21 protein-coding genes are annotated in these 21,052 nt (G+C 66.6%); 10 read left to right on the forward strand and 11 right to left on the reverse strand.

Translation table 11 applies throughout. From position 1 onward, the window contains the following. Positions 1-321: 321 nt before the first annotated feature. From OXM58_07300 to OXM58_07330, 7 genes are all read left to right on the forward strand, one after another. The gene (locus OXM58_07300) at positions 322-1,047 is read left to right on the forward strand and encodes an ABC transporter ATP-binding protein (protein MDE0148162.1); all 726 of its coding nucleotides are present in this window, start codon (positions 322-324) and stop codon (positions 1,045-1,047) included. After that, positions 1,044-3,629, forward strand: coding sequence for an ABC transporter permease (locus OXM58_07305; GenBank protein ID MDE0148163.1), 2,586 nt, complete (start codon positions 1,044-1,046; stop codon positions 3,627-3,629). Before OXM58_07300 ends, OXM58_07305 begins: the two co-directional genes overlap by 4 nt. Positions 3,630-3,758: 129 nt before the next feature. After that, entirely contained in the window at positions 3,759-4,508 is a 750-nt protein-coding gene (locus OXM58_07310) for a Bax inhibitor-1/YccA family protein (protein ID MDE0148164.1), read from the forward strand. Between the two features lie 127 nt (positions 4,509-4,635). Then, complete coding sequence (locus OXM58_07315) at positions 4,636-4,881, forward strand: hypothetical protein (GenBank protein MDE0148165.1); 246 nt, start codon at positions 4,636-4,638, stop codon at positions 4,879-4,881. A gap of 3 nt (positions 4,882-4,884) precedes the next feature. Continuing rightward, positions 4,885-5,829, forward strand: coding sequence for an IS1595 family transposase (locus OXM58_07320; GenBank protein ID MDE0148166.1), 945 nt, complete (start codon positions 4,885-4,887; stop codon positions 5,827-5,829). 12 nt (positions 5,830-5,841) lie between these two features. After that, the gene (locus tag OXM58_07325) at positions 5,842-7,200 is read left to right on the forward strand and encodes a DNA methyltransferase (protein ID MDE0148167.1); all 1,359 of its coding nucleotides are present in this window, start codon (positions 5,842-5,844) and stop codon (positions 7,198-7,200) included. Continuing rightward, a complete protein-coding gene (locus OXM58_07330) occupies positions 7,197-7,418 on the forward strand; it encodes a hypothetical protein (protein MDE0148168.1) in 222 nt (73 codons plus the stop codon). The genes OXM58_07325 and OXM58_07330 overlap by 4 nt, the downstream gene beginning before the upstream one ends. Here the strand turns inward: OXM58_07330 and OXM58_07335 are convergent. The 6 genes from OXM58_07335 to OXM58_07360 all read right to left on the reverse strand — a co-directional run bounded on the left by OXM58_07335 (position 7,415) and on the right by OXM58_07360 (position 14,852). Then, positions 7,415-7,741, reverse strand: a complete 327-nt coding sequence (locus OXM58_07335) for a hypothetical protein (GenBank protein MDE0148169.1) — start codon at positions 7,739-7,741, stop codon at positions 7,415-7,417. The genes OXM58_07330 and OXM58_07335 overlap by 4 nt on opposite strands. Positions 7,742-8,111: 370 nt before the next feature. Further along, a complete protein-coding gene (pyrF, locus tag OXM58_07340; protein MDE0148170.1) occupies positions 8,112-8,828 on the reverse strand; it encodes an orotidine-5'-phosphate decarboxylase in 717 nt (238 codons plus the stop codon). Between the two features lie 33 nt (positions 8,829-8,861). After that, positions 8,862-11,339, reverse strand: coding sequence for a DNA topoisomerase (ATP-hydrolyzing) subunit B (gene gyrB, locus OXM58_07345; GenBank protein MDE0148171.1), 2,478 nt, complete (start codon positions 11,337-11,339; stop codon positions 8,862-8,864). Next, on the reverse strand, positions 11,336-12,553 hold the full coding sequence (gene recF, locus OXM58_07350) for a DNA replication/repair protein RecF (protein MDE0148172.1): 1,218 nt from the start codon (positions 12,551-12,553) through the stop codon (positions 11,336-11,338). Before recF ends, gyrB begins: the two co-directional genes overlap by 4 nt. Before the next feature lie 251 nt (positions 12,554-12,804). After that, complete coding sequence (gene dnaN, locus OXM58_07355; protein ID MDE0148173.1) at positions 12,805-13,935, reverse strand: DNA polymerase III subunit beta; 1,131 nt, start codon at positions 13,933-13,935, stop codon at positions 12,805-12,807. Positions 13,936-14,522: 587 nt separating this feature from the next. Continuing rightward, positions 14,523-14,852: a hypothetical protein gene (locus tag OXM58_07360; GenBank protein MDE0148174.1), complete on the reverse strand. Its 330-nt coding sequence runs from the start codon at positions 14,850-14,852 to the stop codon at positions 14,523-14,525. On the opposite strand from OXM58_07360, the gene OXM58_07365 reads away from it, so the two are divergent. Next, positions 14,851-16,185, forward strand: coding sequence for a hypothetical protein (locus OXM58_07365; GenBank protein ID MDE0148175.1), 1,335 nt, complete (start codon positions 14,851-14,853; stop codon positions 16,183-16,185). The genes OXM58_07360 and OXM58_07365 overlap by 2 nt on opposite strands. Before the next feature lie 288 nt (positions 16,186-16,473). Then, complete coding sequence (locus OXM58_07370; protein ID MDE0148176.1) at positions 16,474-16,635, forward strand: hypothetical protein; 162 nt, start codon at positions 16,474-16,476, stop codon at positions 16,633-16,635. Between the two features lie 398 nt (positions 16,636-17,033). On the opposite strand, the gene OXM58_07375 is transcribed toward OXM58_07370, so the two are convergent. Then, positions 17,034-17,462, reverse strand: coding sequence for a type II toxin-antitoxin system VapC family toxin (locus OXM58_07375; protein MDE0148177.1), 429 nt, complete (start codon positions 17,460-17,462; stop codon positions 17,034-17,036). Positions 17,463-17,479: 17 nt separating this feature from the next. Further along, on the reverse strand, positions 17,480-17,722 hold the full coding sequence (locus OXM58_07380) for a type II toxin-antitoxin system Phd/YefM family antitoxin (GenBank protein ID MDE0148178.1): 243 nt from the start codon (positions 17,720-17,722) through the stop codon (positions 17,480-17,482). Positions 17,723-18,057: 335 nt separating this feature from the next. Between OXM58_07380 and OXM58_07385 the strand changes: the two genes are divergently transcribed. Continuing rightward, complete coding sequence (locus OXM58_07385) at positions 18,058-18,834, forward strand: hypothetical protein (GenBank protein MDE0148179.1); 777 nt, start codon at positions 18,058-18,060, stop codon at positions 18,832-18,834. A 220-nt stretch (positions 18,835-19,054) separates the two neighbouring features. Here OXM58_07385 and OXM58_07390 read toward each other — a convergent pair whose 3' ends face one another. The 3 genes from OXM58_07390 to OXM58_07400 all read right to left on the reverse strand — a co-directional run bounded on the left by OXM58_07390 (position 19,055) and on the right by OXM58_07400 (position 20,736). Then, a complete protein-coding gene (locus tag OXM58_07390) occupies positions 19,055-19,756 on the reverse strand; it encodes a hypothetical protein (GenBank protein ID MDE0148180.1) in 702 nt (233 codons plus the stop codon). 177 nt (positions 19,757-19,933) lie between these two features. Further along, positions 19,934-20,452 carry a GNAT family N-acetyltransferase gene (locus tag OXM58_07395; protein MDE0148181.1) on the reverse strand — a complete coding sequence of 173 codons (519 nt, stop codon included), beginning with the start codon at positions 20,450-20,452 and terminating at the stop codon, positions 19,934-19,936. Further along, positions 20,449-20,736 (reverse strand): DUF1778 domain-containing protein, encoded by a 288-nt coding sequence (locus OXM58_07400; GenBank protein ID MDE0148182.1) that lies wholly within the window; start codon positions 20,734-20,736, stop codon positions 20,449-20,451. Before OXM58_07400 ends, OXM58_07395 begins: the two co-directional genes overlap by 4 nt. Positions 20,737-21,052 lie beyond the last annotated feature (316 nt).

Below are 21,052 nucleotides of genomic sequence, written 5' to 3' on the forward strand. Positions count from 1 at the left end.
CGCCAGATCCCTCCCTACCGGCCTTTTGCAGAGGAATCCTCTGAAGAGGGGGAAGAATCGGATCGGAGCATCCTCTTCCAACGGGAGGGGAGCCGCAGCGGTTGATCCGGCGGCGGGCGGGCACATATGGCATGGCGGACGTCTCGCGGTTCGCCGGCCCGGGATCCTGTTTCGGGCCGGGCCGGTTCGTGGGATACCCCTATCTGGGGACCGGCACGCCCGGAATCCATGACAGGTATCCATGACAGGAATCCCCGACAGGAATCCATGCCGGAATCCCGCGGCCGGCGCGTTCAACCGGCAGAACTTCCCGGACCGCCCATGATCGAACTCTCCGACATTCACCTGCGCCTGCCCAGCCTGGCCGGGGAGGTGCATATCCTGCGCGGCATCGATCTGTCGCTCGCGGCCGGGGAGGCGGCGGCGCTGGTCGGCCCGTCGGGATCGGGCAAGTCGACCCTGATGATGGTGCTGGCCGGGCTGGAGCGGCCCAGCGCGGGCACGGTCGCCGTCGCCGGGCAGGAGCTGGCGGCGATGGACGAGGACGCGCTCGCCCTGTTCCGCCGGGACACTATCGGCATCGTCTTCCAGAATTTCCATCTGGTGCCGACCATGACGGCGCTGGAAAACGTCGCCATGCCGCTCGAATTCGCCGGCCGTGCGGACGCCTTCGACCTGGCGGCGGACGGCCTCGCCCAGGTCGGCCTCGACCACCGGCTGACCCACTATCCGTCCCAGCTTTCCGGCGGCGAGCAGCAGCGCGTCGCGCTCGCCCGGGCCTGCGCGGCGCGGCCGCGGCTGATCCTGGCCGACGAACCGACCGGCAATCTCGACGGCGAGACCGGCGGCGCGGTCATGGACCTGCTGTTCCGCCTGCGCGACGAGCTGGACCTGACATTGCTGCTGATCACCCACGAAACCGGGCTGGCCGGGCGCTGCAGCCGCATCGTGCGCATGGCCGACGGCCGGATCGCCGATTCCGGGATCGATCGGGGGACCGATCGGGGTGCCGATTCGGGATTGGCGCCCGCCGAAGCCGCCGAATGAGCAGCCTCGCCGGCGATCTCGGCATCGCCGCCCGGCTGGCGCGCCGGGAACTGCGCGGCGGCGTGCGCGGCTTCCGCATCTTTCTGGCCTGCCTTGCGCTGGGCGTCGCCGCGATCGCCGGTATCGGCTCGCTCGGCATGGCGGTGCGCGAGGGCCTGCGCGCCGACGCGCAGAAGATTCTCGGCGGCGACGTTGCGGTGCGGCTGATCCACCGCGAGGCGAGCCCGGCGGAACGGGCCTGGCTCCGGCGCAACGCAACGGTCTCGGAGGCCGCCGACCTGCGCGCGATGGCGTATACGACCGGGGGCACGACCGGCGGCGATCCGGCGCAACGCCGGCGGGTCCTGGTGGAATTGAAAGGCGTCGACGGATTGTGGCCGCTCTACGGCAGCGCCGCCGTCGATGGCAAGCCGGTGGGCCGCGACCGGCTCGCCGCGCTGCTGGCGGCGCGAAACGGCGTTTACGGCGCGCTGGTCGATCCGGCCCTGCCGGTCCGCCTCGACGTCGCGGTTGGCGACCGGCTGCGCATCGGCGGGCAGTCGTTCGAGATCCGCGGCCTGCTGACCGGCGAGCCGGACCGTGGCACCCGCCTGTTCACCCTCGGCCCGCGCATCCTGGTCAGCCGCGCGGGCCTCCAGGCGACCGGCCTCGTGCGGCACGGCAGCCTGATCTATTTCCATTACCGGCTGAAACTGCCGCCGGGCGCGGACGCCGCGGCCTTCGCCGACCGGTTGAAGACCGCGCTGCCGAAGGCGGGGTGGCGGGTCCGCTCGCTCGGCGAGGCGACGCCGGCGGCGCAGCGCTTCCTGGCGCGGATCGCGCTCTACCTGACCCTGGTCGGGCTCACGGCCCTGCTGGTCGGCGGGCTCGGCGTCGCCAACGGCGTGCGCGCCTGGCTGGACGGCCGCATCGCGACCATCGCCACTTTCAAGTGCCTCGGCGCCTCGGCGCGCATCGTCTTCCTCACCTACCTGATCCAGGTGCTCGTGCTGGCGCTCGCCGGCATCGCCCTCGGCCTCGTCGCGGGCGCGATCCTGCCGGCGGCGCTGGCCGGCCTCGTCGAGAGCGTCTTTCCGGTCACATTGCGCCTCGGCCTCTATCCCGCGCCGCTGGCAGTCGCGGCCCTGTTCGGCCTGCTCACCGCGCTCGCCTTCTCGCTCTGGTCGCTCGCCCGGGCGCGCGAGGTGCCGCCCGCCATGCTGTTCCGGCAGACGGTCGCGGCTGTCGAAGGCCGGCCGAAAACGGTCTATATCGCGGCGACCGGGCTATTGGTCGCCGCGCTGGCGGGGCTGGCGCTGCTCACCGCGGCGGACCCGGTCATCGCCACGATCTTCATCGGCGGCTGCGCTGGCGCCTTCCTGCTGTTCCGCGGCCTGGCCTGGCTGGTCGCGCGCGGCGCGGCGCGGCTTTCCGACCCGGCGCGCGGGGTCCGGCGCGGGCCGAATTTGCGCCTGGCGCTGGCCAACATCCACCGGCCCGGCGCGCCCACGGCCAGCGTCATCCTGTCCCTCGGGCTGGGCGCAACCGTGCTCGTCGCCATCGCGCTGATCCAGGGCAACCTGATGGACCAGGTGCGCCGCCAGATGCCGGATCGGGCGCCCGCCTTCTTCTTCATCGACATCCTGCCCCACCAGGCAGCGCGCTTCGACGCGGCGGTCGACGGGAGCGGTGGCGCCACCCGGACGACGCGCATGCCGATGGTGCGCGCGCGCATCGTCAAGCTGAACGGCGTGCCGGCCGCCGAGGCGGCGGTCCATCCGGATGCGCGCTGGGCGACGCGCAGCGAGCGCGGCCTGACCTATGCCGCGGCGATGCCGGAAGGCTCCCGGCTGGTCGCCGGGGACTGGTGGCCGGCGGACTATCGCGGCCCGCCGCAGGTCTCGTTCGATGTCGAGCTGGCGCAGGGCATGGGCCTGGCGGTCGGCGACACGATCACCTTCAACGTGCTCGGCCGGGAGATTACGGCGACGATCGCCAACCTGCGCCGGGTGCAGTGGCGCACGGTCGGCATGAACTTCACGGTCATCTTCGCGCCCGGCACGCTCGAATCCGCGCCGCACAGCCATATCGCGGCGGTCTATGCCAAACCGGAGGCCGAGATGCGCCTGCTGGCGGCGGTCAACAATGCGCTGCCCAACGTCTCCGGCGTGCGGGTGCGCGACGCGCTCGAATCGGCGGCCGGCATTCTCGAGACCATCGGCGTCGCCCTGCGCTCGACCGCGACGGTGACCCTGCTCGCCGGCCTGCTGGTGCTCGCCGGCGCGATTGCGGCGGGGCACCGGCGGCGGGTCTACGACGCGGTGGTGCTCAAGGTGCTGGGCGCAACCCGCGGCCGGGTGCTGCGCGCCTTTCTGCTGGAATACGGCCTGCTCGGCCTCGTCACCGCGGCGATCGCCGCCGTTCTCGGCACGATCGTGGCATGGGCGGTGCTGACCCTGGCGATGCGTTCGCCCTGGACCCTCCTGCCCGGTACGGCGATCGGCACCGCCCTGCTCTGCCTCGGCGTCATGCTGCTGTTCGGCTTCGTCGGCACCTGGCGGGCGATGCGCCAGAAGCCGGCGGCCCTGCTGCGCAACGAATAAAGGGGGAATGACCTGCCGGATCGGGGGGAAACGGCGGGCATGTGCGGGCGAAGCCCATTGATTTTTCGCGCCCGGACGCCAAAATAGCGTTCGGGTTTCAATTTACTCAATCAAGGGACATCCGGAACCATGGATCCGCGTTACCAGGGTGGTTTTGCCAGCGGCGCCGCGACCGCTGCTGCGTTCGACGAAGGCCTGCGGGCATACATGCTCAAGGTCTACAACTATATGGTCGTCGGCCTCGTGTTGACCGGCGCCGTGGCCTTCGCCGTGATCAACGTCCCGGCGATCTCCAGTCTGTTCTTCGCCACGGTCCAGACGAACTACGGCCTCGCGACCCAGCTGACGATCCTCGGCTGGATCGCACTGTTCGCGCCGCTGCTGTTCGTCTGGGTGTTCGCCTCGCGGCTGCACAGTATGGACCCGAACACGGCGCAGACGCTGTTCTGGGTCTATGCCGGCCTGATGGGGCTGGCGCTGGCGCCCATCGTGGCCGTCTACACGACGATGAGCATCGCCAAGGTCTTCTTCATGACCGCCGCCACCTTCGGCGCCATGAGCCTCTACGGCTACACGACCAAGCGCGACCTGACGCGATGGGGCTCCTTCCTGATGATGGGCCTGATCGGCATCATCATCGCGATGGTGGTCAACATCTTCCTGGCGAGCCCGGCGCTGCATTTCGCCATTTCGGTGATCGGCGTGCTGGTCTTCGTCGGCCTGACCGCCTACGACACCCAGCGCATCAAGTCGATGTACGCCGCGGCCGACGGCACCGCCGTGATGACCCGCAAGGCGATCATGGGCGCGCTGCAGCTCTATCTCGACTTCGTCAACCTGTTCCTGATGCTGCTGATGCTGTTCGGCAACCGCGAATAGCCCGGCGGCATCGCTGACGCACAAGACGGCCCGGCCCCAGCGCCGGGCCGTTTTCTTTCGATCTTCCCGAGGTGTCGCGCCCGGAATTTTATGCTGCTCCCGGATTGGTAGGATGAAGGTTGACACCGTGACCGGAAAACCGCGCTCCAGATTTCCCCTGCAACTGCCCGTGTCGCTCAAGGACACGGCGATGCGCCTCGCCCGGCAGGACGGCGTCTCTCTCAATCAGTGGATCGTCTCGGCGGTTGCTCAAAAAATCGGGGCGGTCGAGACGGCAGAGGACTTTCTTAGGGGAATTATATACGAAAGTGCCATTTTCTGCTTGAATCCTCTCCCGAAAATGACTATATCAGAGTGCCAAGAGAGAGGATAGACGATGGCCCACACAGCACCTGGAAAGAGCGACCGCGAAGGCATCAGCCTGGTCAAGCTCATGCGGATGTTCCCGAATGACGACGCGGCCCGCAAGTGGTTCGAGTCGCTCATCTGGCCGCAGGGCCCGTACTGCCCCAAGTGCGGGAGCTTCAACGTGCAGTCCGGTATCAAGCACAAGACCATGACGCATCGCTGCCGGGACTGCGAGGGCAAGCCGCGGTTCAGCCTGAAAACCGGAAACATCATGGAAGGCTCGAAACTCGGCTATCAGACTTGGGCCATCGCCATCTATCTGGCCATGGTGAACCTGAAAGGCGTTTCGTCCATGAAGCTGCACCGGGATCTGGAAATCACGCAGAAATCAGCGTGGTTCCTGTCCCATCGGCTGCGCAAGGCCATGGAAAGCGGCAAGCCGCTGTTCGCCGGGCCGACCGAGGCGGATGAATTCTATGCCGGCGGCAAGGAAGGCAACAAGCACGCCGCCAAGAAGCTGAACGCGGGCCGCGGCACTGTCGGCAAGGTTCCGGTCGCCGGGCTGCGGGACCGGGCCACGGGCAAGGTCAAGGCGCAGGTCGTTCCCGACACCCGCCGGGAGACGCTGCACCGCTTCGTGACCGAGCACACGGCGGAAGGCTCGACCGTCTACACGGATGAGGCGATCGCCTATCGCGGGCTGCCGAACCGGACGCATGAAACCGTCCGCCACAGCGCCGGGGAATACGTCAAGGGCATGGCGAGCACGAATGGGCTGGAGTCCTTCTGGGCCACGATCAGCCGCAGCCATGACGGCGTGTTCCACCACTTTTCGCCCAAGCATCTGCCCCGGTACGTTGGCGAGTTCGCGACCCGCCACAATCTGCGCGACCTCGACACAATCGACATGATGTCGGCCATCGCCGCGGGCGGGGTCGGCAAAAGGCTCCGGTATCGCGAACTGATCGCCTAGGGGCGCGGGCCGATGTCCGCCAACTGGCGCAACCGGACGCTCTGGACCGGCGATAACCTCGATATAATGCGAGGGATGAACAGCGAGTCGGTGGACCTGCTGTACCTCGATCCGCCGTTCAACAGCAACCGGGACTATGCCGCGCCGATAGGCTCGGAAGCCGCCGGGGCGGCGTTCAAGGATACCTGGACGCTTTCGGACGTTGACCAAGCCTGGCACGGCGAGATAGCCGACCGGGCGCCCGCGCTGTACGCCATCATTGACGCCGCCGGCGTCGCGCACGGCAAGGGCATGAAGTCCTACCTGATCATGATGGCAGTGCGGCTTCTGGAAATGAAGCGGCTGCTCAAGCCGACCGGAAGCATCTATCTGCACTGCGACCCCACGGCCTCGCACTATCTCAAGATGCTCATGGACTCGATCTTGGGGGGGGGGAACTTCCGAAACGAAGTCGCGTGGAAACGCTTCAATTTCCATGCCGACGCCAAGCGATTCGGCGCGATCACGGATCGGATTCTGTTCTACGCGGCAAGCGATGACTGCGCCTTCAATCCTGTCCGCGTGCCGTATTCCGCCGAATACATCGCGGCCAAATTCACGCATGACGATGGAGACGGTCGCCGCTATCGGCTTGACAACCTCAATCCGCCGGGCGACCGCGGCCCGGTCTATGAGTTCCACGGCGTCACGAAAGCGTGGCGGATGACAGAAGACAAGATGCGTGCGTTGGACGCGGAAGGGCGGATTTACACCAAGAGCAAGGTTCCGCAGCTGAAACGCTATCTTGACGAAATGCCCGGCCAGACAGTGGCCGATTTCTGGGCTGACATATCGCCGATCAATCCGCGAGCAAAAGAGCGCGTCGGCTATCCGACGCAGAAGCCGCTTGCCCTACTCGATCGGATCATCCGGGCCAGTAGCAATCCGGGCGACATGGTGCTTGACCCGTTTTGCGGCTGCGCTACGGCGCTGGTAGCCGCCGACAGGCTCGACCGGGAATGGGCCGGGATCGACCTGTCGCCGCTGGCGGCCCGGCTGGTCCTGAAGCGCCTCCGGGACGACAGAGGCCCGCTGTTCGACGACGTGCACCATCGGGAAGACGTGCCGGCCCGGACGGACCTCGGCGACCTGCCGAACTATCGAACGCACAAGCACACGCTGTTCGGGCGGCAGGAAGGCATCTGCGCGGGCTGCCGCGTGCTGTTCCCGTTCCGCAACATGACGGTGGATCACGTCGTGCCGCGGGCCAAGGGCGGGCAGGACAATTTCGACAATCTCCAACTGCTGTGCGCGGCGTGCAACTCCATGAAGGGCGCGCGCTCGCAGGAGGAGTTCGTCGCCAGACTCAAGGCGGAAGGAATCAGGACATGACCGCAAAGCGCAAGCGCAAGCCGAAACCGAAGCGGAAAAAGCCGGTCATCCCGCCGCCGATGCAGTTGTCGGAACCGGTCGAGGTTCGGCTGCGGTCAAACCGCTACCAGCCGACGAAAGCCGAAATGGAAGAGACGTTCAAACTGGAAGGCACGCCGGAAGATTTGGCGCGCGCCGTGTTGCGGCCCGTGCGGATCGTGACGGACCCGGACGCCTAGACGTACCACAGATGGCGTTCGGCCATCCGCTCCCGAAATTCCTTCTGCGATTCCGGTTCCGGCGCGGCTTTCGGCTTGGCCGGGACGCGGACCATCTCTTGCGGGAACCGCGCCATTTCGTAGGTCGCTGCCGCTACAGCGCGCTTCGCCTCGGCTGTCAGCTTGCGCTGTCCCTCCAAGGCGCGCCGCCCGGCTTCCAGTATCGCCTGCCGATCCCGTCGCGCGGCGCGGACAGCTTCGGCAAGTGCAGCGGTGCCGCCGAGTCCGGTGATAGAGGTGCGGGCGGAAAGGCGGACAGGTTCGGGCTGTTGAGTCACCGTCATTGCGGTCACCTCCTTCATGCGGAGGGCGCACTTGACGGTTCAGGGGAATCGTCCTATTTCCCCGGTGCGATTGATCCATCAAGTTTCGCCCTGTTTCATGCAGGACTGACCCCACTGTGAACGCCGCGCTCTGGCAAGCGCGGCGTCACGCATTTTGGGGCTGGGGCAGAGATGGTCGCTACATCTAGCGCGTCAAGCGTCTATGGCACTTTCGTATATAACTCCCTTTCTTAGGGGCCGGGCGACAGGTGCGACCGCAGGCGGGCTCACGCATTTTCTGGAGAAAGCGCCGGATATTCCGCCCGATCCCCAAGACGAATTGCGCTGAATTTCGCCGGGAATTTCACGATTCCCGTGAATGTCCGGCCGCTCAGGCGAAGCAGGCCGCGATACGCTCCTGGATCGCCGCCGCTGCGGCCGCCGGGTCCGGCGCGCTGCGGATCGGGCGGCCGATCACCAGATAGTCGGCGCCGAGGTCGAACGCCTCCTCGATATCGACCGATCGTTTCTGGTCGTCCGCCGGCCTGTTGAGGCCCGGCCGGATGCCGGGGCAGACCGCGATCAGCTCGTCGCCGACCGCTTCGCGCAGCGCCTTGACCTCCAGCCCGGACGAGACGACGCCGGCGCAGCCCAGCGCGAGCGCCCGCTTCGCCCGGGACAGCACGACCCGGCCGATATCCGCCTCGAAGCCGAGATCGTCCATGTCGCCCCGGTCGAGACTGGTCAGCACCGTGACCGCGAGGATGCCGGGCCCGTCGCCGGCCGCGTCCGACGCTTCGACCGCTGCTTCCATCATGGCATCGTTGCCGTGCACGGTGCAGAAGGTGGCGCCGCGGCCCGACAGGTTGCGCACCGCGCCGGCGACGGTCGCCGGGATATCGAAGAATTTGAGATCGGCGAAGACCTTCTTCTCCCGCGCGGTCAGCCAGTCGAGCAGGGCGAAGTACTCGCCGCCCGTCATCAGCTCCAGGCCGATCTTGTAGAAGCGCACCGTGTCGCCGAGGCCCGCGACGATGGCCCGCGCCTCGTCTGCGGTCGGCACGTCGAGCGCCAGGATCAGGCGCTCCTCCGGCGGGATCGCCTTCATCGCACGCCGACCCGCGCCCGGCTGCAGCAGGGATCACACATCGAGATTGGCGACCTCCAGCGCATGGCTCTGGATGAAGGCGCGGCGCGGCTCGACCACGTCGCCCATCAGGGTCTCGAACAGCTTGCCGGCCTCGTCGACATGCTCGACCCGGACCTGGAGCAGGGTGCGGGCGTCCGGGTCCAGCGTGGTCTCCCAGAGCTGGTCCGGGTTCATCTCGCCCAGGCCCTTGTAGCGCTGGATCGACATGCCCTTGCGCGCGGTCGCCACGACGGCGTCGAACAGGGCGATCGGCCCGGTGATCCGGTGCGCCACGTCCTTCGCGCGGAAGGTGGCGTGATGGGTGTAGAGCGCCTGCAGCCGGCCGGCCTCTTCGTCGATCCGCCGCGCTTCGGCGCTGCGCAGCAGGGACGGCGCGAGCCGGTGGGTCTCGGCGACGTCGCGCACCGTGCGCCGGAACACGAGCCCGCCCTCGTCGGCGACCGTGCCGTCCCAGCCGCGCTCGTGCTCCGGCGCCAGCGCGTCCAGCCGGTGCGCGACATAGGCCGCCGCTTCGCCGGCCCGTTCCGGATCGTCCACGATATCCGGGTTGAGCGCGCCGGCGATCGCCACCTGCTCCAGAATGTCGGCCTCCGTGACATGGCGCAGCAGGGGCTGGATCAGGGTCTTGATGCGCCGCGCCTGCTCGACCCGCTGGCGCAGGTCCGGGCCGGCGAGGGCGTTGCCGTCGTGCAGTTCGAGGGCGGCGGCGTCCAGCGCAGTGTCGATCAGGAAGGCGTCGAGCGCCCGGTCGTCCTTCAGATAGACCTCCGACCGGCCGCGCTTGGCCTTGTAGAGCGGCGACTGGGCGATGAACAGGTGGCCGCGCTCGATAATCTCCGGCATCTGCCGGTAGAAGAAGGTCAGCAGCAGGGTGCGGATGTGGGAGCCGTCGACGTCGGCATCCGTCATCAGGACGATCTTGTGGTAGCGCAGCTTCTCGATGTCGAACTCGTCGCGGCCGATGCCGGTGCCGAGCGCGGCGACCAGGGTGCCGATCTCCTGGGATGACAGCATCTTGTCGATGCGCGCCCGCTCGACGTTCAGGATCTTGCCGCGCAGGGGCAGGATCGCCTGGAAGCGCCGGTCGCGGCCCTGCTTGGCCGAGCCGCCGGCCGAATCGCCCTCGACGATGAACAGCTCCGAGCGTTCGGGATCGCGCTCCTGGCAATCGGCCAGCTTGCCGGGCAGGGAGCCCATGTCGAAAGCGCCCTTGCGCCGGGTCAGCTCGCGGGCCTTGCGCGCCGCCTCACGCGCCACCGCGGCCTCGACGATCTTCTGGATGACCCGCCGCGCGTCCGCCGGGTTCTCCTCCAGCCACTGCGACAGCCGCTCGTTGACGAAGCTCTCGACCGCCGGGCGGACCTCCGACGACACCAGCTTGTCCTTGGTCTGGGACGAGAATTTCGGGTCCGGCACCTTGACCGACAGCACGCAGGTCAGCCCCTCCCGGGCGTCGTCCCCGGTCAGCGCCACCTTTTCCTTCTTCGCGATCCCGCTTTCGTTGGCGTAGCCGTTGATCTGGCGGGTCAGCGCCGCCCGGAAGCCGGCGAGATGGGCGCCGCCGTCGGCCTGCGGGATGTTGTTGGTAAAGCAGAGGGTGGTCTCGTGGTAGGAATCGTTCCACTGCAGCGAGACCTCGATGCCGATGCCGTCGCGCTCCCCGGCGATCGAGACCGGCGCCGGGTGCAGCGCCGTCTTGTTGCGGTCGAGATACTGCACGAAGGCGTCGATCCCGCCCTCATAGTGCAGGTCGACCGCGCGCTGCTCGACATGGCGGTTGTCGGTCAGCGTCAGCCGCACGCCGGAATTCAGGAAGGCCAGTTCGCGCAGCCGGTGCTCCAGCGTGCCGAAATCGAATTCCGTCATGCCGAAGGTTCCGGTCGACGGCAGGAAAGTGACTTCCGTGCCGGTGCGGCCTGCGCTGCCGCCGACCGCCGCCAGTTCGCCCTCCGGCTCGCCGTGGCGGAAGGTCATGGCGTGTTCGCTGCCGCCGCGCCAGATGCGCAGGTCGAGCCGCGCGGAGAGCGCGTTGACCACCGACACGCCGACGCCGTGCAGCCCGCCCGAGACCTTGTAGGAGTTCTGGTCGAATTTCCCGCCGGCATGGAGCTGGGTCATGATGACCTGGGCGGCGCTGACCCCCTCCTCGGGATGCTGTTCGGTCGGGATGCCGCGGCCGTTGTCGCTCACGGTCACCGAGCCCTCGCCGTTCAGCGTCACCAGGATGGTGTCGCAATGGCCGGCGAGCGCCTCGTCGATCGCGTTGTCGACGACCTCGTAGACCATGTGGTGCAGGCCGGAGCCGTCGTCGGTATCGCCGATATACATACCCGGCCGCTTGCGCACCGCGTCCAGCCCGCGCAGCACCTTGATCGAGTCGGCGTCGTAGTCTTCGCCGGGTTCGACGGCCCGGGATCCCGGTTCGGGCGGGCCGGGTTCGAGGGCCGCCTGGGTGTTGCGGTCGTTCATGCCGCCGCGTCCGGCCGGTCGGCGACGGCGAGCGCGCCGTTGCCGGCGGTGACGAAACAGGCGCGGCCGCGCAGCGCGTCGAACAGGGCGGCGTCCGTTCCGGTCATCCAGGCCTGGGCGCCCAGCCCCTCGATCTCGTCGAACAGGGCGGCGCGGCGCTCCCGGTCGAGATGGGCGGCGACCTCGTCGAGCAGCAGAATCGGCGCGGCGCCGCGCTCGACCGCCTGGAGCCGGGTGGCGGCCAGCACCAGGGCGATCAGCAGCGCCTTCTGCTCGCCGGTCGAGCAGTCCGCCGCGGGCCTGCCCCGTCCGCTGGCGGAAGCGGCCAGGCGCACGTCGAGATCGGCCCGGTGCGGCCCGGCGAGCGCCCGGCCGGCTTCGGCATCGGCAGCGCGCGACGCCCGGAGCCGCGCCCGGAGCGCATCCTCGGCCGGCAGCGCCGCGCCGTTGGCGGCGAAGGCGTGGTCCGCGCCGTCCGGCGCACCCGCGAGCGCCAGATCCGGCGCGGGGAAGGCCGAAACCCGCCCGGCGCAGGCCGCGGCCAGCCGGGCGGTGAAATCGGCGCGCGCGACCGCGACCGCGACGCCCCGCTCGGCCATCCCGGCCTCCAGCGCATCGAGCCAGGCCGCCTCGGCGCCGGGCTCCCGGAGCAGGCGGTTGCGCTCCCGCATCGCCTTCCCGTAGGCCGCGACATGGGCGGCGTGGCCCGGCAGGAAACCGGCGACCAGCCGGTCGAGGAAGCGGCGGCGCTCGCCGGCCGGGCCGGTGAACAGCCCGTCCATCTCCGGCGTCAGCCACGAGACGGCGCCCAGCGCCGCAAGATCGCCCTGCCCCTTCGCCGGGATGCCGTCGATGCGCAGGATGCGCCGGCCGGGCGCGCTTTCGGGATTGGCGGCGGGGTCTAAAGCCGGATCGAGTCCCGTGCCGACCCGGCGCGGCCCGTCCGGCGTATCGAGCCGGGCGCTGACCGCCCAGGGCGATTCGGGCCGGCTGGGTTCTGACCGGTCCGTTTCGGGGGCCGCCGCCTCGCCGCGGGTCTGCAGCGCGGCCATGCGCGCCCGGCGCAGGCCGCGGCCCGGCGCGAGCAGGGAGAGCGCCTCCAGCAGGTTGGTCTTGCCCGCGCCGTTCGGCCCGGTGAGCACGACGCTGCGCGCCGGCACCTCAAGCCGCACGCTGCGCCACGACCGGAACGCCGTCAGCCCCACCCGCCGCACCGCGAAGGCCGGCGGATGGGGTGATAGTAAATGGTCGGACGAAATCGATTCTTCCCCCTCTTCAGAGGGGGAAGTCCCTGAGCGCAGCGAAGGGGATGGGGGTGCCGTGTCGTGCGAGCCGGAATGGCCGTCAGGCAGTGCGTGCGCGACGCTACTGCACCCCCACCTGACCTCCCCCTCTGAAGAGGGGGAGGGATAAGGCGGCGGTGCTTGCACCCGGACTGTCTGGTCCATTCGATCGGGCAGGGGTTTCAGACCCGCATCGGCATCAGGACGTAGAGGGAGGCTTCGTCGGCGAGGTCGCGGATCACGGTGGGGGAGCCGCTGTCGGCCAGCTCGAATTTCAGCTCCTCGCCCTCGATCTGGGTCGCGATGTCGAGCAGGTAGCGGGCGTTGAAGCCGATCTCCATGCTCTCGTCGGCATAGGCGACCTCCAGCTCCTCGGTGGCGCTGCCGGCGTCCGGGCTGGTCGCCTGGAGGGTGAGATTGCCCCCCGACGGTCCGGGGCCGAGCATGAGCTTGACCGCGCGCGACTTCTCCGTGGAGATCGTCGAGACCCGGTCGACCGCCTCCCGGAACAGCTTCGTCGCCACGGTCATCGCCCGGTCGTTGCCGACCGGGATCACCCGCTCGTAGTCCGGGAAGGTGCCGTCGATCAGCTTGGAGGTCAGCTCGATATCGCCGAAGGAAAAGCGGATCTTGTTCTCCGACAGGCCGATCTGGACCGACGCCTCGGCCTCGGCGATCAGGCGGTGCAGCTCGTTCACCGTCTTGCGCGGCACGATCACGCCGGGCATGCCCGCCGCGCCCTCCGGCAGGGGCATTTCCAGCCGGGCCAGCCGGTGGCCGTCGGTCGCCACGGCGCGCAGCAGCTGGACGCCGTTCTCCTCCTTGGCGTGCCAGTAGATGCCGTTGAGATAGTAGCGGGTCTCCTCGGTCGAGATGGCGAAGCGGGTGCGCTCGATCACCGTGCGCAGGTCGGCCGCGCTCATGGCGAACTCGTGGGGCAGGCCCTCGCCCTCCAGCGCGGGAAAATCCTCACGCGGCAGGCAGCTCAGCCGGAAGCTGGAGCGGCCGGCGCGCAGCGCCAGGCGGCCCCCGTCGTCCTCGAGCGCCAGCTCGACCTGGGCGCCGTCGGGCAGCTTGCGCACGATATCGTGCAGCGTGTGCACCGGCGTCGTCGTCGCCCCGGCGACGGCCACCGCCGCCTCGGTCCCCTCGACGATCGAGATGTCCATGTCGGTGGTGTTGAGCCGCAGGGTCGCGCCGCTCGCCTCGATGAGCACGTTGGACAGGATGGGAATGGCGTTGCGCCGCTCGACCACGCTCTGGACATGGGCCAGCGAGCGGAGCAGGGCGGCGCGTTCGATCGATATCTTCATGGGATGCGGCCAACGCTTTCTGGTCTTGTGCGGCCCCGGATCAGGCCCCCGAATCGGACCCGGAATCGGACCCCGAATTTGAAGGGAAACCGGCCTGCGGCGGCCCGGCGGACAGGGGGCGCCGCACCGGGCCGCAAGTATAGCAGAATCCCCTTGAACCCAAAGGACATTCGCGTAATCCCGGGACCCTTCCCCCCTCCCCTTGGATTCCCCTGCGAAATGCCGCGCACGTCCGCGCCGCTATTCCTCCCCCTCTTCAGAGGGGGAGGCCAGGTGGGGGTGCGGTAGCGTCAGGCACGGCCTTACAGGTGCGCGGACACCCCCATCGACCTCGCTGCGCTCGGCCACTTCCCCCTCTGAAGAGGGGGAAGGACAACTTCGCGGCGGCCTGGCCCTTTTCGTAGAGGAATTCAAGGGGAGGGGGGATTCGGGCCGGTGCCGGCCGGCGCTTTCGTAAATAAATATATAAATAAATTTTTACGATTAGCGGCAGCGCCATAAGTTCTTTTGCCAATCGTTCGCTGCCGGCGCGGCGGGCGTGCGTCGGTTGGAGTTCCATCGGCGGCCGGAGCCGGTCCCTTTATCCGTCATTTCGACCGGAGCCCCGGATTCATCCGGGGCGGAGCGGAGAAATCTTTCACCTGCGAAGCTTGGTCCCAAGCATTGTTCCGGAAAGATTTCTCCGCTACGCGGCTGCGCCGCTCCGGTCGAAATGACGGGCAGGGCGAGGCAAAGTCCTGTTCCGGCCGTGCTGCGGCGTTTGCCAATTGTTTGCCAGCCGGCTTGTACGGTGCGGCGCCCGGCGGGTGCGGCGGGCGAAATTGCCGGTTTTCCGGGCCTTGCACCCCCGGACCGGCCGGAAACCGCCCGGCAATTCCTGCGGTCACGCTCCTCAAGAACCAGATGAAATCGGCCATGATGGCTAAACCCGCCGACAAGAATATCCAGTCGGGCAACAGCCGCGTGAAGGTCACGATCTACGGCCAGGTCAACCGGGCGATCCGTTTCGCCAACACGGGCGACAACACCGAGATCACGAGCGTCGACAATGACGGCTCGTCCTCGCGCATCGGCATCCGGGCGGCCGGCAAGGCCAACGCGAACCTGTCCGTCGGCGCCCTGCACGAGCTCGAATGGCAGGAGAACCGCCGCTCGGGCACCGGCGAGGAGATCGGGCCCGGCGTCGCCAACACCCGCGTCCGCGCCCGCCATGTCGACCTGTGGCTCGACCACAAGGAAATCGGCAAGCTCTCGATGGGCCACGGCTCGATCGCCGGCGACGCGTCCGGCCTGTATGAGCTGACCGGCGTCAGCTTCGTCTACGGCTTCGCCGGCGCCAACGGCACCGACGGCACCCTGGCCGACGCCAGTGTCAAGGTCCTCAACGCTACGGGCGGCAGCGCAGCCGACACCCCGGCAGGCGCGGCCGGAACCATATCGACGGTGGACGTGCGCGGCAAGCCGCGCGGCTTCCGGCCGTTCAACTTCTTCGGCGCGCGCGAAAACCGCATCCGCTACGACACGCCGAGCCTGATGGGCGCCCGGGCCAGCGTGTCCTACGGCGAGAACAAGGGCTGGTCGGTCGGCCTGAGCTATGCCGGCAAGCCTCCGGGCACGAAGGACTTCACGGTCCTGTTCGCCGCCGGCTACCGCAAGAACCCGGACGGGTACAAGGATAAAGACGGGATGGCCAAGGGCGACAAGTCGGCCTGGGCTGTTTCCGGCGGCGTCAAGCATTCGTCGGGCTTCAACGTCAACGCCCATTACGATACGGACGGCGAGGACGGCGCGATGGGCTCCACGGTCGCTGGCTTCAAGAACAGCCAGTGGGGCGTTTCCGGCGGCTGGTCTGGCAAGATCAACGACGCCGGCGGGACGTCCATCGGCATCGGCTACAACCGCTCGAGCGACGGCATGCACGGCAAAGCCCAGCAGTACTGGGCCGCGGTCGTCCAGAAGGTCGACGCGGCGGCGGCTGACGTCTATGCCGGCGTGTCCTACGACAGCGGCTCTCTGACCCACACGGTGAGCGCTGCCGAAGCGGCGACTGCGAACGCTGCTGCCACCCTTGGCGACGCCGACAACAATCCGACGGATCGCGTGGTGGCGAAGGCGAACCCGTGCTACATGGAAGGCACCGGTTCGACGGCCGACTCCCCTGCTTATGTCAATGGCGCCTCGGGCTCGACCTGCGAAATCGACCGCAAGGGCGTGTTCAACTTCGTCGTCGGCGTCCGCGTCAAGTTCTAGGCGGATAGCGGCGTAACGGGAGCGGCCAGAGTGCGTCCCATCTCCTTCTCCAGCGCGGGCGGCTTGCCCCGGATTCCGGTCCGGGGCTTGCCGCTCGTTCTGGCTGCCGGCCTCGCCCTTACGGCAAGTGCCTGCATGGCCCCGTCCGCGAAGCAAGGCTCCGCGGCGGACCGGCAGGCCGCCACGGTGGACCCCGGATCGAAGTCCGGGGCACGCCCCGGAGCGACATCCGGGGCAGGCGGGGAGAAGGAGAAGGCGGAGGGCAAATCCCGGTCCTGGTGGCAGCGGATGACGCAGTCCGGCCAGGAGCCGAAGGAGAAACCCTGGGTCTATGGCGACGTGCGGCCCGGCAAGGGCCTGCTCAGCAACGACGAGGACGGCTTCGTCCTGCTCCGCAAGGGCGAGGGCCAATCGTCGAACCCGAGCAAGCCCCAAAAGGTCCGCCGCTGACCCCGGATCAAGTCTTTTGAATATCCGAATTTCTCATTTATTCTCAAAATGTTAATATACATTTACTTCGGTCCTAATACGCATCCGTCATCAAAACGAATGCAGATTTTTTCGATATCAGGACGGCCCTTGGCGGCACGAGACGCTGAATTGCCATTTTCGGACCTCGCGAAAACCGAAAACCCATGGCCGGGTAGGCGGGTCGTGTCCGCCCCGCCTACCCGGCCGAACCCACCTTGAAACCTCATTGCGCGAGACGCCGTGCGCGAGCTGACGCATGGACGGACCCCTATACGGTGTGGAATGCAGGTCGTCCAGTTCGCGGGAAATGCCCGCGGCCACGGGATGCCGAAATGGAGACCTGCTTGCGAAGCATCCGGGATAGTCGGCCGTCCGGATCAATCGGGCAGCGACTCGAACGGATCGATCACGCGGATGTCGAGCGGTGCGAAGTGCCGGATGTTCCGGGTAAGAACCGTAAGCTCGTGGACACCCGCCGTCGCCGCTATAGCGAGGTCGGCAAAGCCCGGCGCCTGACCGGTGGCGCGCGCCCGGTCCATGAGCAGGCCGGCGTGGCGGGCCGCGGGAACGTCGAACGGTATCACCCTGTCCCCGTAAAGATGGAGAACCACATCGAGCCAGTCGTCGAGGTGATCGGCCCGCGCGAGGGCGCCGATTCGTCTCAGCTTGGCAATGCCGTCGGCGATTTCGGTCACCGTGACGGTCGACAGGAACAGCTCGTCGGAACGCACGTCCAGCCAATCGGCCAGGGCGGCCGCGCCTTCGCGCCGGCCGGGAGCGCCCATCGAGAGGACATTCGTGTCCACCAGATACAAGGCGGGCCCTACAGTTCGGCGTCGCGCACCGGGCTCGTGTCGCGCGGTAGGACATCGCCCTCTTCAAGCCCCGAGGCAGCGAGGAGGCGGCCGAACGATGGGATCTGGCTAAGGCGATTCCATTCGTCGAGGCCAACAAGGACCGCCCTGGGTTGTCCGCGACGGGTGATGACAGCGGTGTCGCCCTTGGCAACACTTTCCACCAGGGCCGACAGCGTGGCTTTGGCCTCGCGCAGCTGTACCGTTCGCATGACTTCCTCCCGCACCAATGTAGTCACAATAGCTTGCAGCACCAGATTCGGCAACCGGGCCGCCGGGGCACTGCTTATCACGCAGCCATGCACCAGGACCCATAAATGCCGCAATGAGGTTGGCCCAGAACCGGAGGCGTCTGAGGCCCCGCCAGCCTTATCAAGAGCGCAAACTCCTCTCTGTCGGCAACAAGCAAGCTGACTCGGATTGACAGTGCCGAACGGTCCCATGTAGCCAGATGATCGCCAGATCGCCAGCAGAAACTCCAGCGATGCGAGCCTACCGTGCGCAAGGGCCGAGCCGGGGTTGCGAAATTGGGAGGAAGGAGAGGTAAATGGCTGCCAAACGAGGGATCCGACGCGAATTTCATTCTTACGCCAGAACCCTCGCCAGAACCAAGCGGGATGTGAGAAAGATCGTCCAGGTAGCCACATCGCAGATGTCCACAGAGGACCGCCTTGACGACATTGTTCCTTGCCTCAAGCGAATCTTGGAACGGATCGTATACGGGTGCCTGGAGATCCAAATACCAGTCTACGGGAAAAGGGTCTCGGCACGCCGATGGCAAAACAAGAAGGCCAGCGAGCTAGTCAAGATGGTGGACCCGAAGTTCTACCCATCTCCCAATCCGGATAGGGGTGGACCCTACATCAAAATCGCTCCGACAGTCCAGGATTCTGATGCGCTCACGCAGGAACAATGGCTCACAGCATGGAACTTCGTGAATCAAATTCAGCATGTGCAGAATCCTGCAAGTAACAGGCGCAAGCCTGATCCACAGATGGCGCTCGACGATGCTTTGAAGTGGACGCAGAGGGCCGTCAATTTGCTTAGTCACCATTCCGTTATGACCACCGATACCGCGTTTTTCGGTCATGTGACCATGCATCCTCCGCATCCAAACCAAGATGTTCAAGTTGAAGTGATGGAGCGCGTAACGTCGTGGTCCGAGAGCCATAATTTCCCAAGCGGAGCTTCCCTTAAGCTTCAGATCCAAGACAAGGGCGAATGGCGCGATGTCGAGGATCCACAGGAAGGAGCCTTGTCATTAGCATGCCGGCACGGGATATACACACCGCACGGGTTTCAGCGCACCGGCAATTTGTCTTGAATCTCTACATTATATCCCGCAGTTAAGCATCGATCATATTCGGAGCGAGGGCCGAACCCGAACAGAAGAGCTGGCACGGCGTGGCGAATTTTGCCAGCGGATCACCGCCATGAGCTAGCGGAAACGGCTGGGGTCGAATCGGTTCGGTGTCGAATCCTACATTCGGTGGTAGCCGGTTTCTCGCCGCCAAGTCGTAGGAGAAATCGGCGGAGGTGCCTAGTCAGTCGAAAACGGAATGGCAGGTGAGTAGTATCTCCCGCACAATTCCTCCGTCTGCGTCACATTGGTTCAGGCAGGTGCCGCTGTACCGGACCTTTATGCCTGTCACGTAGGAGCCGTTTGAGCAGCTGACCGACCTGTCCGTGTGCTTCCATGGTTTAAAGCCGTAGCCGCGCTGGCCTCTTACAGGCCCCCAATCGTCGCCTGCGTGCCTCAAGGCTGCGGAGAGGTTTCTTAGCTCGACGTTCGTTTCTTTCGTGACCGCGCTCACGAAATTGTCGTCCTGCGCCAGCGCCTCGAACGCCTGTGAACCCAAGCTTGCGAACGCGTCAGCCGAGTAGACAACCTTCGCGTTTGCGTGGATCATTTCCATATCTCCGTGCATTTTTCTGGCCTGATCGAGTATGTTCCGCAGACTCTTCATCTCAGCCACGGAAACTTCTTTTAGGCGCTCGACCTCCTTTGTTCCATGAGTTGCATCCACGACAAGGTTGGTGAGCCTACCACGGCTATCCTCAACGGCCCTAGTGTACTTGTCATAAGCATCTAGATACGCGCTCTTCGTGGCGATTTCGTTTACGAAGTAGCCGAGCGCGAAAGAACCGATTGTGGCGAGAACGGCCGGGACGGCTACGAGTTGCAGCATGTAACTGCGTACCGCTTGGCGTCCTTCGTGGGTGAGAGTCGCTTTCTCGCCATTCATTAGATTTTCCTCGAGTTGGTGAAACTGTGCGTCTAAAGGTCTGTTCCATCGGTCAGGGATGTAGTGGAACACAGCGCGAATGGGGCAAAAGCTTGAGATCTAACCCGTCCACAGCCAATGAAAAAGCTCAGTGCGACTGGCGTTGCGCCGGGCAGTTCGTGGCCAAGTCGCGCTCACTCATACTTTCGAGCCTCGCAAGGCGGCCTGCCCGAGCGGTAGGAACAGGCGCATCCGACCGTCGGTAAGCGGGACGAAGCCGAATCCTTCGTAGAATCGCTTCGCGTCGTCGTTCGCGGCATCTACGACCAAGGCATGCATCGCCGCGGTTTCGCCGACCGCGACAACGCGCTTCATCGCATCGGCGAGCAGCATGCGTCCCAGCCCCTGCCCCTGCGCCGACCGATCCACCGCCAGCCGGCCGACCAGAGCGCAGGGCACCGGGTGACGCGGCAGCTTGCGCGAGAGCTCTTCGGGAAGCGAGGACAGATCGACCGACACCGCGCTCAACGTATAGAAGCCGAGCACGACGTCGGCATCGCCGGAGGTGCAGACGAAGACCCTCGCGATCCGGCGCCGGAGATCCTGTCCCGCCTGCCGTGCCAGGTAGCGGTCCAGTTCGAGAAGGCCGCAGGAAAAAGCCGTCCGGTCGTGCCGTCTTTCCAGCGGCCCGATGATCGGAGTATCGGGACCGGTCAACGCGAAACGACGCGCCGGGCGTGCTCCTCCAGAGCGGCGATGAGCCGGTCGTTGGGCGGTGGTGGATCGGCGAGGGCATCGAAGAAGCGCGTCGCGTCCTCGCGAGCGAGCGCCACGGTCTCATGCCTTTCGATAGTCTTCTCGGCGGTTTCGAGGGCGCTGGACACGATGAAGGCGCTCACGGTCTTGCCCTCAACGGAGGCGGCGTGTTCGATCTGCCGCTTCGCGGTTTGGCTGAGCCGCAAGTTAATGCGCTCACTATGGGTCGTGTTGGTGGAGGCCATGGTGCCAATCTCCTTCCGTAGCACGATGTACGTCGCTTGGGTGCCTGCTGCAAGTTCGTAGGAGCACTTTGGGCTAACGCGAGGGACTTGGAGAAGCGGCCGGGACCTTCAGACCCAGAATCCGAGGGTCTCGAAGGCAGAATGCTACCGTTGGGACCGGACGAACGCTTGGGCACGGCAGGGTTTTTGGCGGCTTGCTGATTGCGGGGACGGGACGGGTAAGAATCGCGGGGGAAGCGCGCCGGGTCCAACCCCTGACGATCCCTGGCGGGCTCTGTCCACGGAACGGACCGCAACCTTTCGGCGACAGGGAGCC

It is taken from the genome of Rhodospirillaceae bacterium, assembly GCA_028819475.1.
GTDB lineage: Bacteria > Pseudomonadota > Alphaproteobacteria > Bin65 > Bin65 > Bin65.

What these genes read in the sequence shown, in the direction of transcription:
- OXM58_07300 (MDE0148162.1), top strand. Translation starts at nt 322, where the DNA reads ATGATCGAACTCTCCGACATTCACCTGCGCCTGCCCAGCCTGGCCGGG.
- OXM58_07305 (MDE0148163.1), top strand. Translation starts at nt 1,044, where the DNA reads ATGAGCAGCCTCGCCGGCGATCTCGGCATCGCCGCCCGGCTGGCGCGC.
- OXM58_07310 (MDE0148164.1), top strand. Translation starts at nt 3,759, where the DNA reads ATGGATCCGCGTTACCAGGGTGGTTTTGCCAGCGGCGCCGCGACCGCT.
- OXM58_07320 (MDE0148166.1), top strand. Translation starts at nt 4,885, where the DNA reads ATGGCCCACACAGCACCTGGAAAGAGCGACCGCGAAGGCATCAGCCTG.
- OXM58_07325 (MDE0148167.1), top strand. Translation starts at nt 5,842, where the DNA reads ATGTCCGCCAACTGGCGCAACCGGACGCTCTGGACCGGCGATAACCTC.
- OXM58_07330 (MDE0148168.1), top strand. Translation starts at nt 7,197, where the DNA reads ATGACCGCAAAGCGCAAGCGCAAGCCGAAACCGAAGCGGAAAAAGCCG.
- OXM58_07335 (MDE0148169.1), bottom strand. Translation starts at nt 7,741, where the DNA reads ATGACGGTGACTCAACAGCCCGAACCTGTCCGCCTTTCCGCCCGCACC.
- pyrF (MDE0148170.1), bottom strand. Translation starts at nt 8,828, where the DNA reads ATGAAGGCGATCCCGCCGGAGGAGCGCCTGATCCTGGCGCTCGACGTG.
- gyrB (MDE0148171.1), bottom strand. Translation starts at nt 11,339, where the DNA reads ATGAACGACCGCAACACCCAGGCGGCCCTCGAACCCGGCCCGCCCGAA.
- dnaN (MDE0148173.1), bottom strand. Translation starts at nt 13,935, where the DNA reads ATGAAGATATCGATCGAACGCGCCGCCCTGCTCCGCTCGCTGGCCCAT.
- OXM58_07365 (MDE0148175.1), top strand. Translation starts at nt 14,851, where the DNA reads ATGATGGCTAAACCCGCCGACAAGAATATCCAGTCGGGCAACAGCCGC.
- OXM58_07360 (MDE0148174.1), bottom strand. Translation starts at nt 14,852, where the DNA reads ATGGCCGATTTCATCTGGTTCTTGAGGAGCGTGACCGCAGGAATTGCC.
- OXM58_07370 (MDE0148176.1), top strand. Translation starts at nt 16,474, where the DNA reads ATGACGCAGTCCGGCCAGGAGCCGAAGGAGAAACCCTGGGTCTATGGC.
- OXM58_07380 (MDE0148178.1), bottom strand. Translation starts at nt 17,722, where the DNA reads ATGCGAACGGTACAGCTGCGCGAGGCCAAAGCCACGCTGTCGGCCCTG.
- OXM58_07385 (MDE0148179.1), top strand. Translation starts at nt 18,058, where the DNA reads ATGGCTGCCAAACGAGGGATCCGACGCGAATTTCATTCTTACGCCAGA.
- OXM58_07390 (MDE0148180.1), bottom strand. Translation starts at nt 19,756, where the DNA reads ATGAATGGCGAGAAAGCGACTCTCACCCACGAAGGACGCCAAGCGGTA.
- OXM58_07400 (MDE0148182.1), bottom strand. Translation starts at nt 20,736, where the DNA reads ATGGCCTCCACCAACACGACCCATAGTGAGCGCATTAACTTGCGGCTC.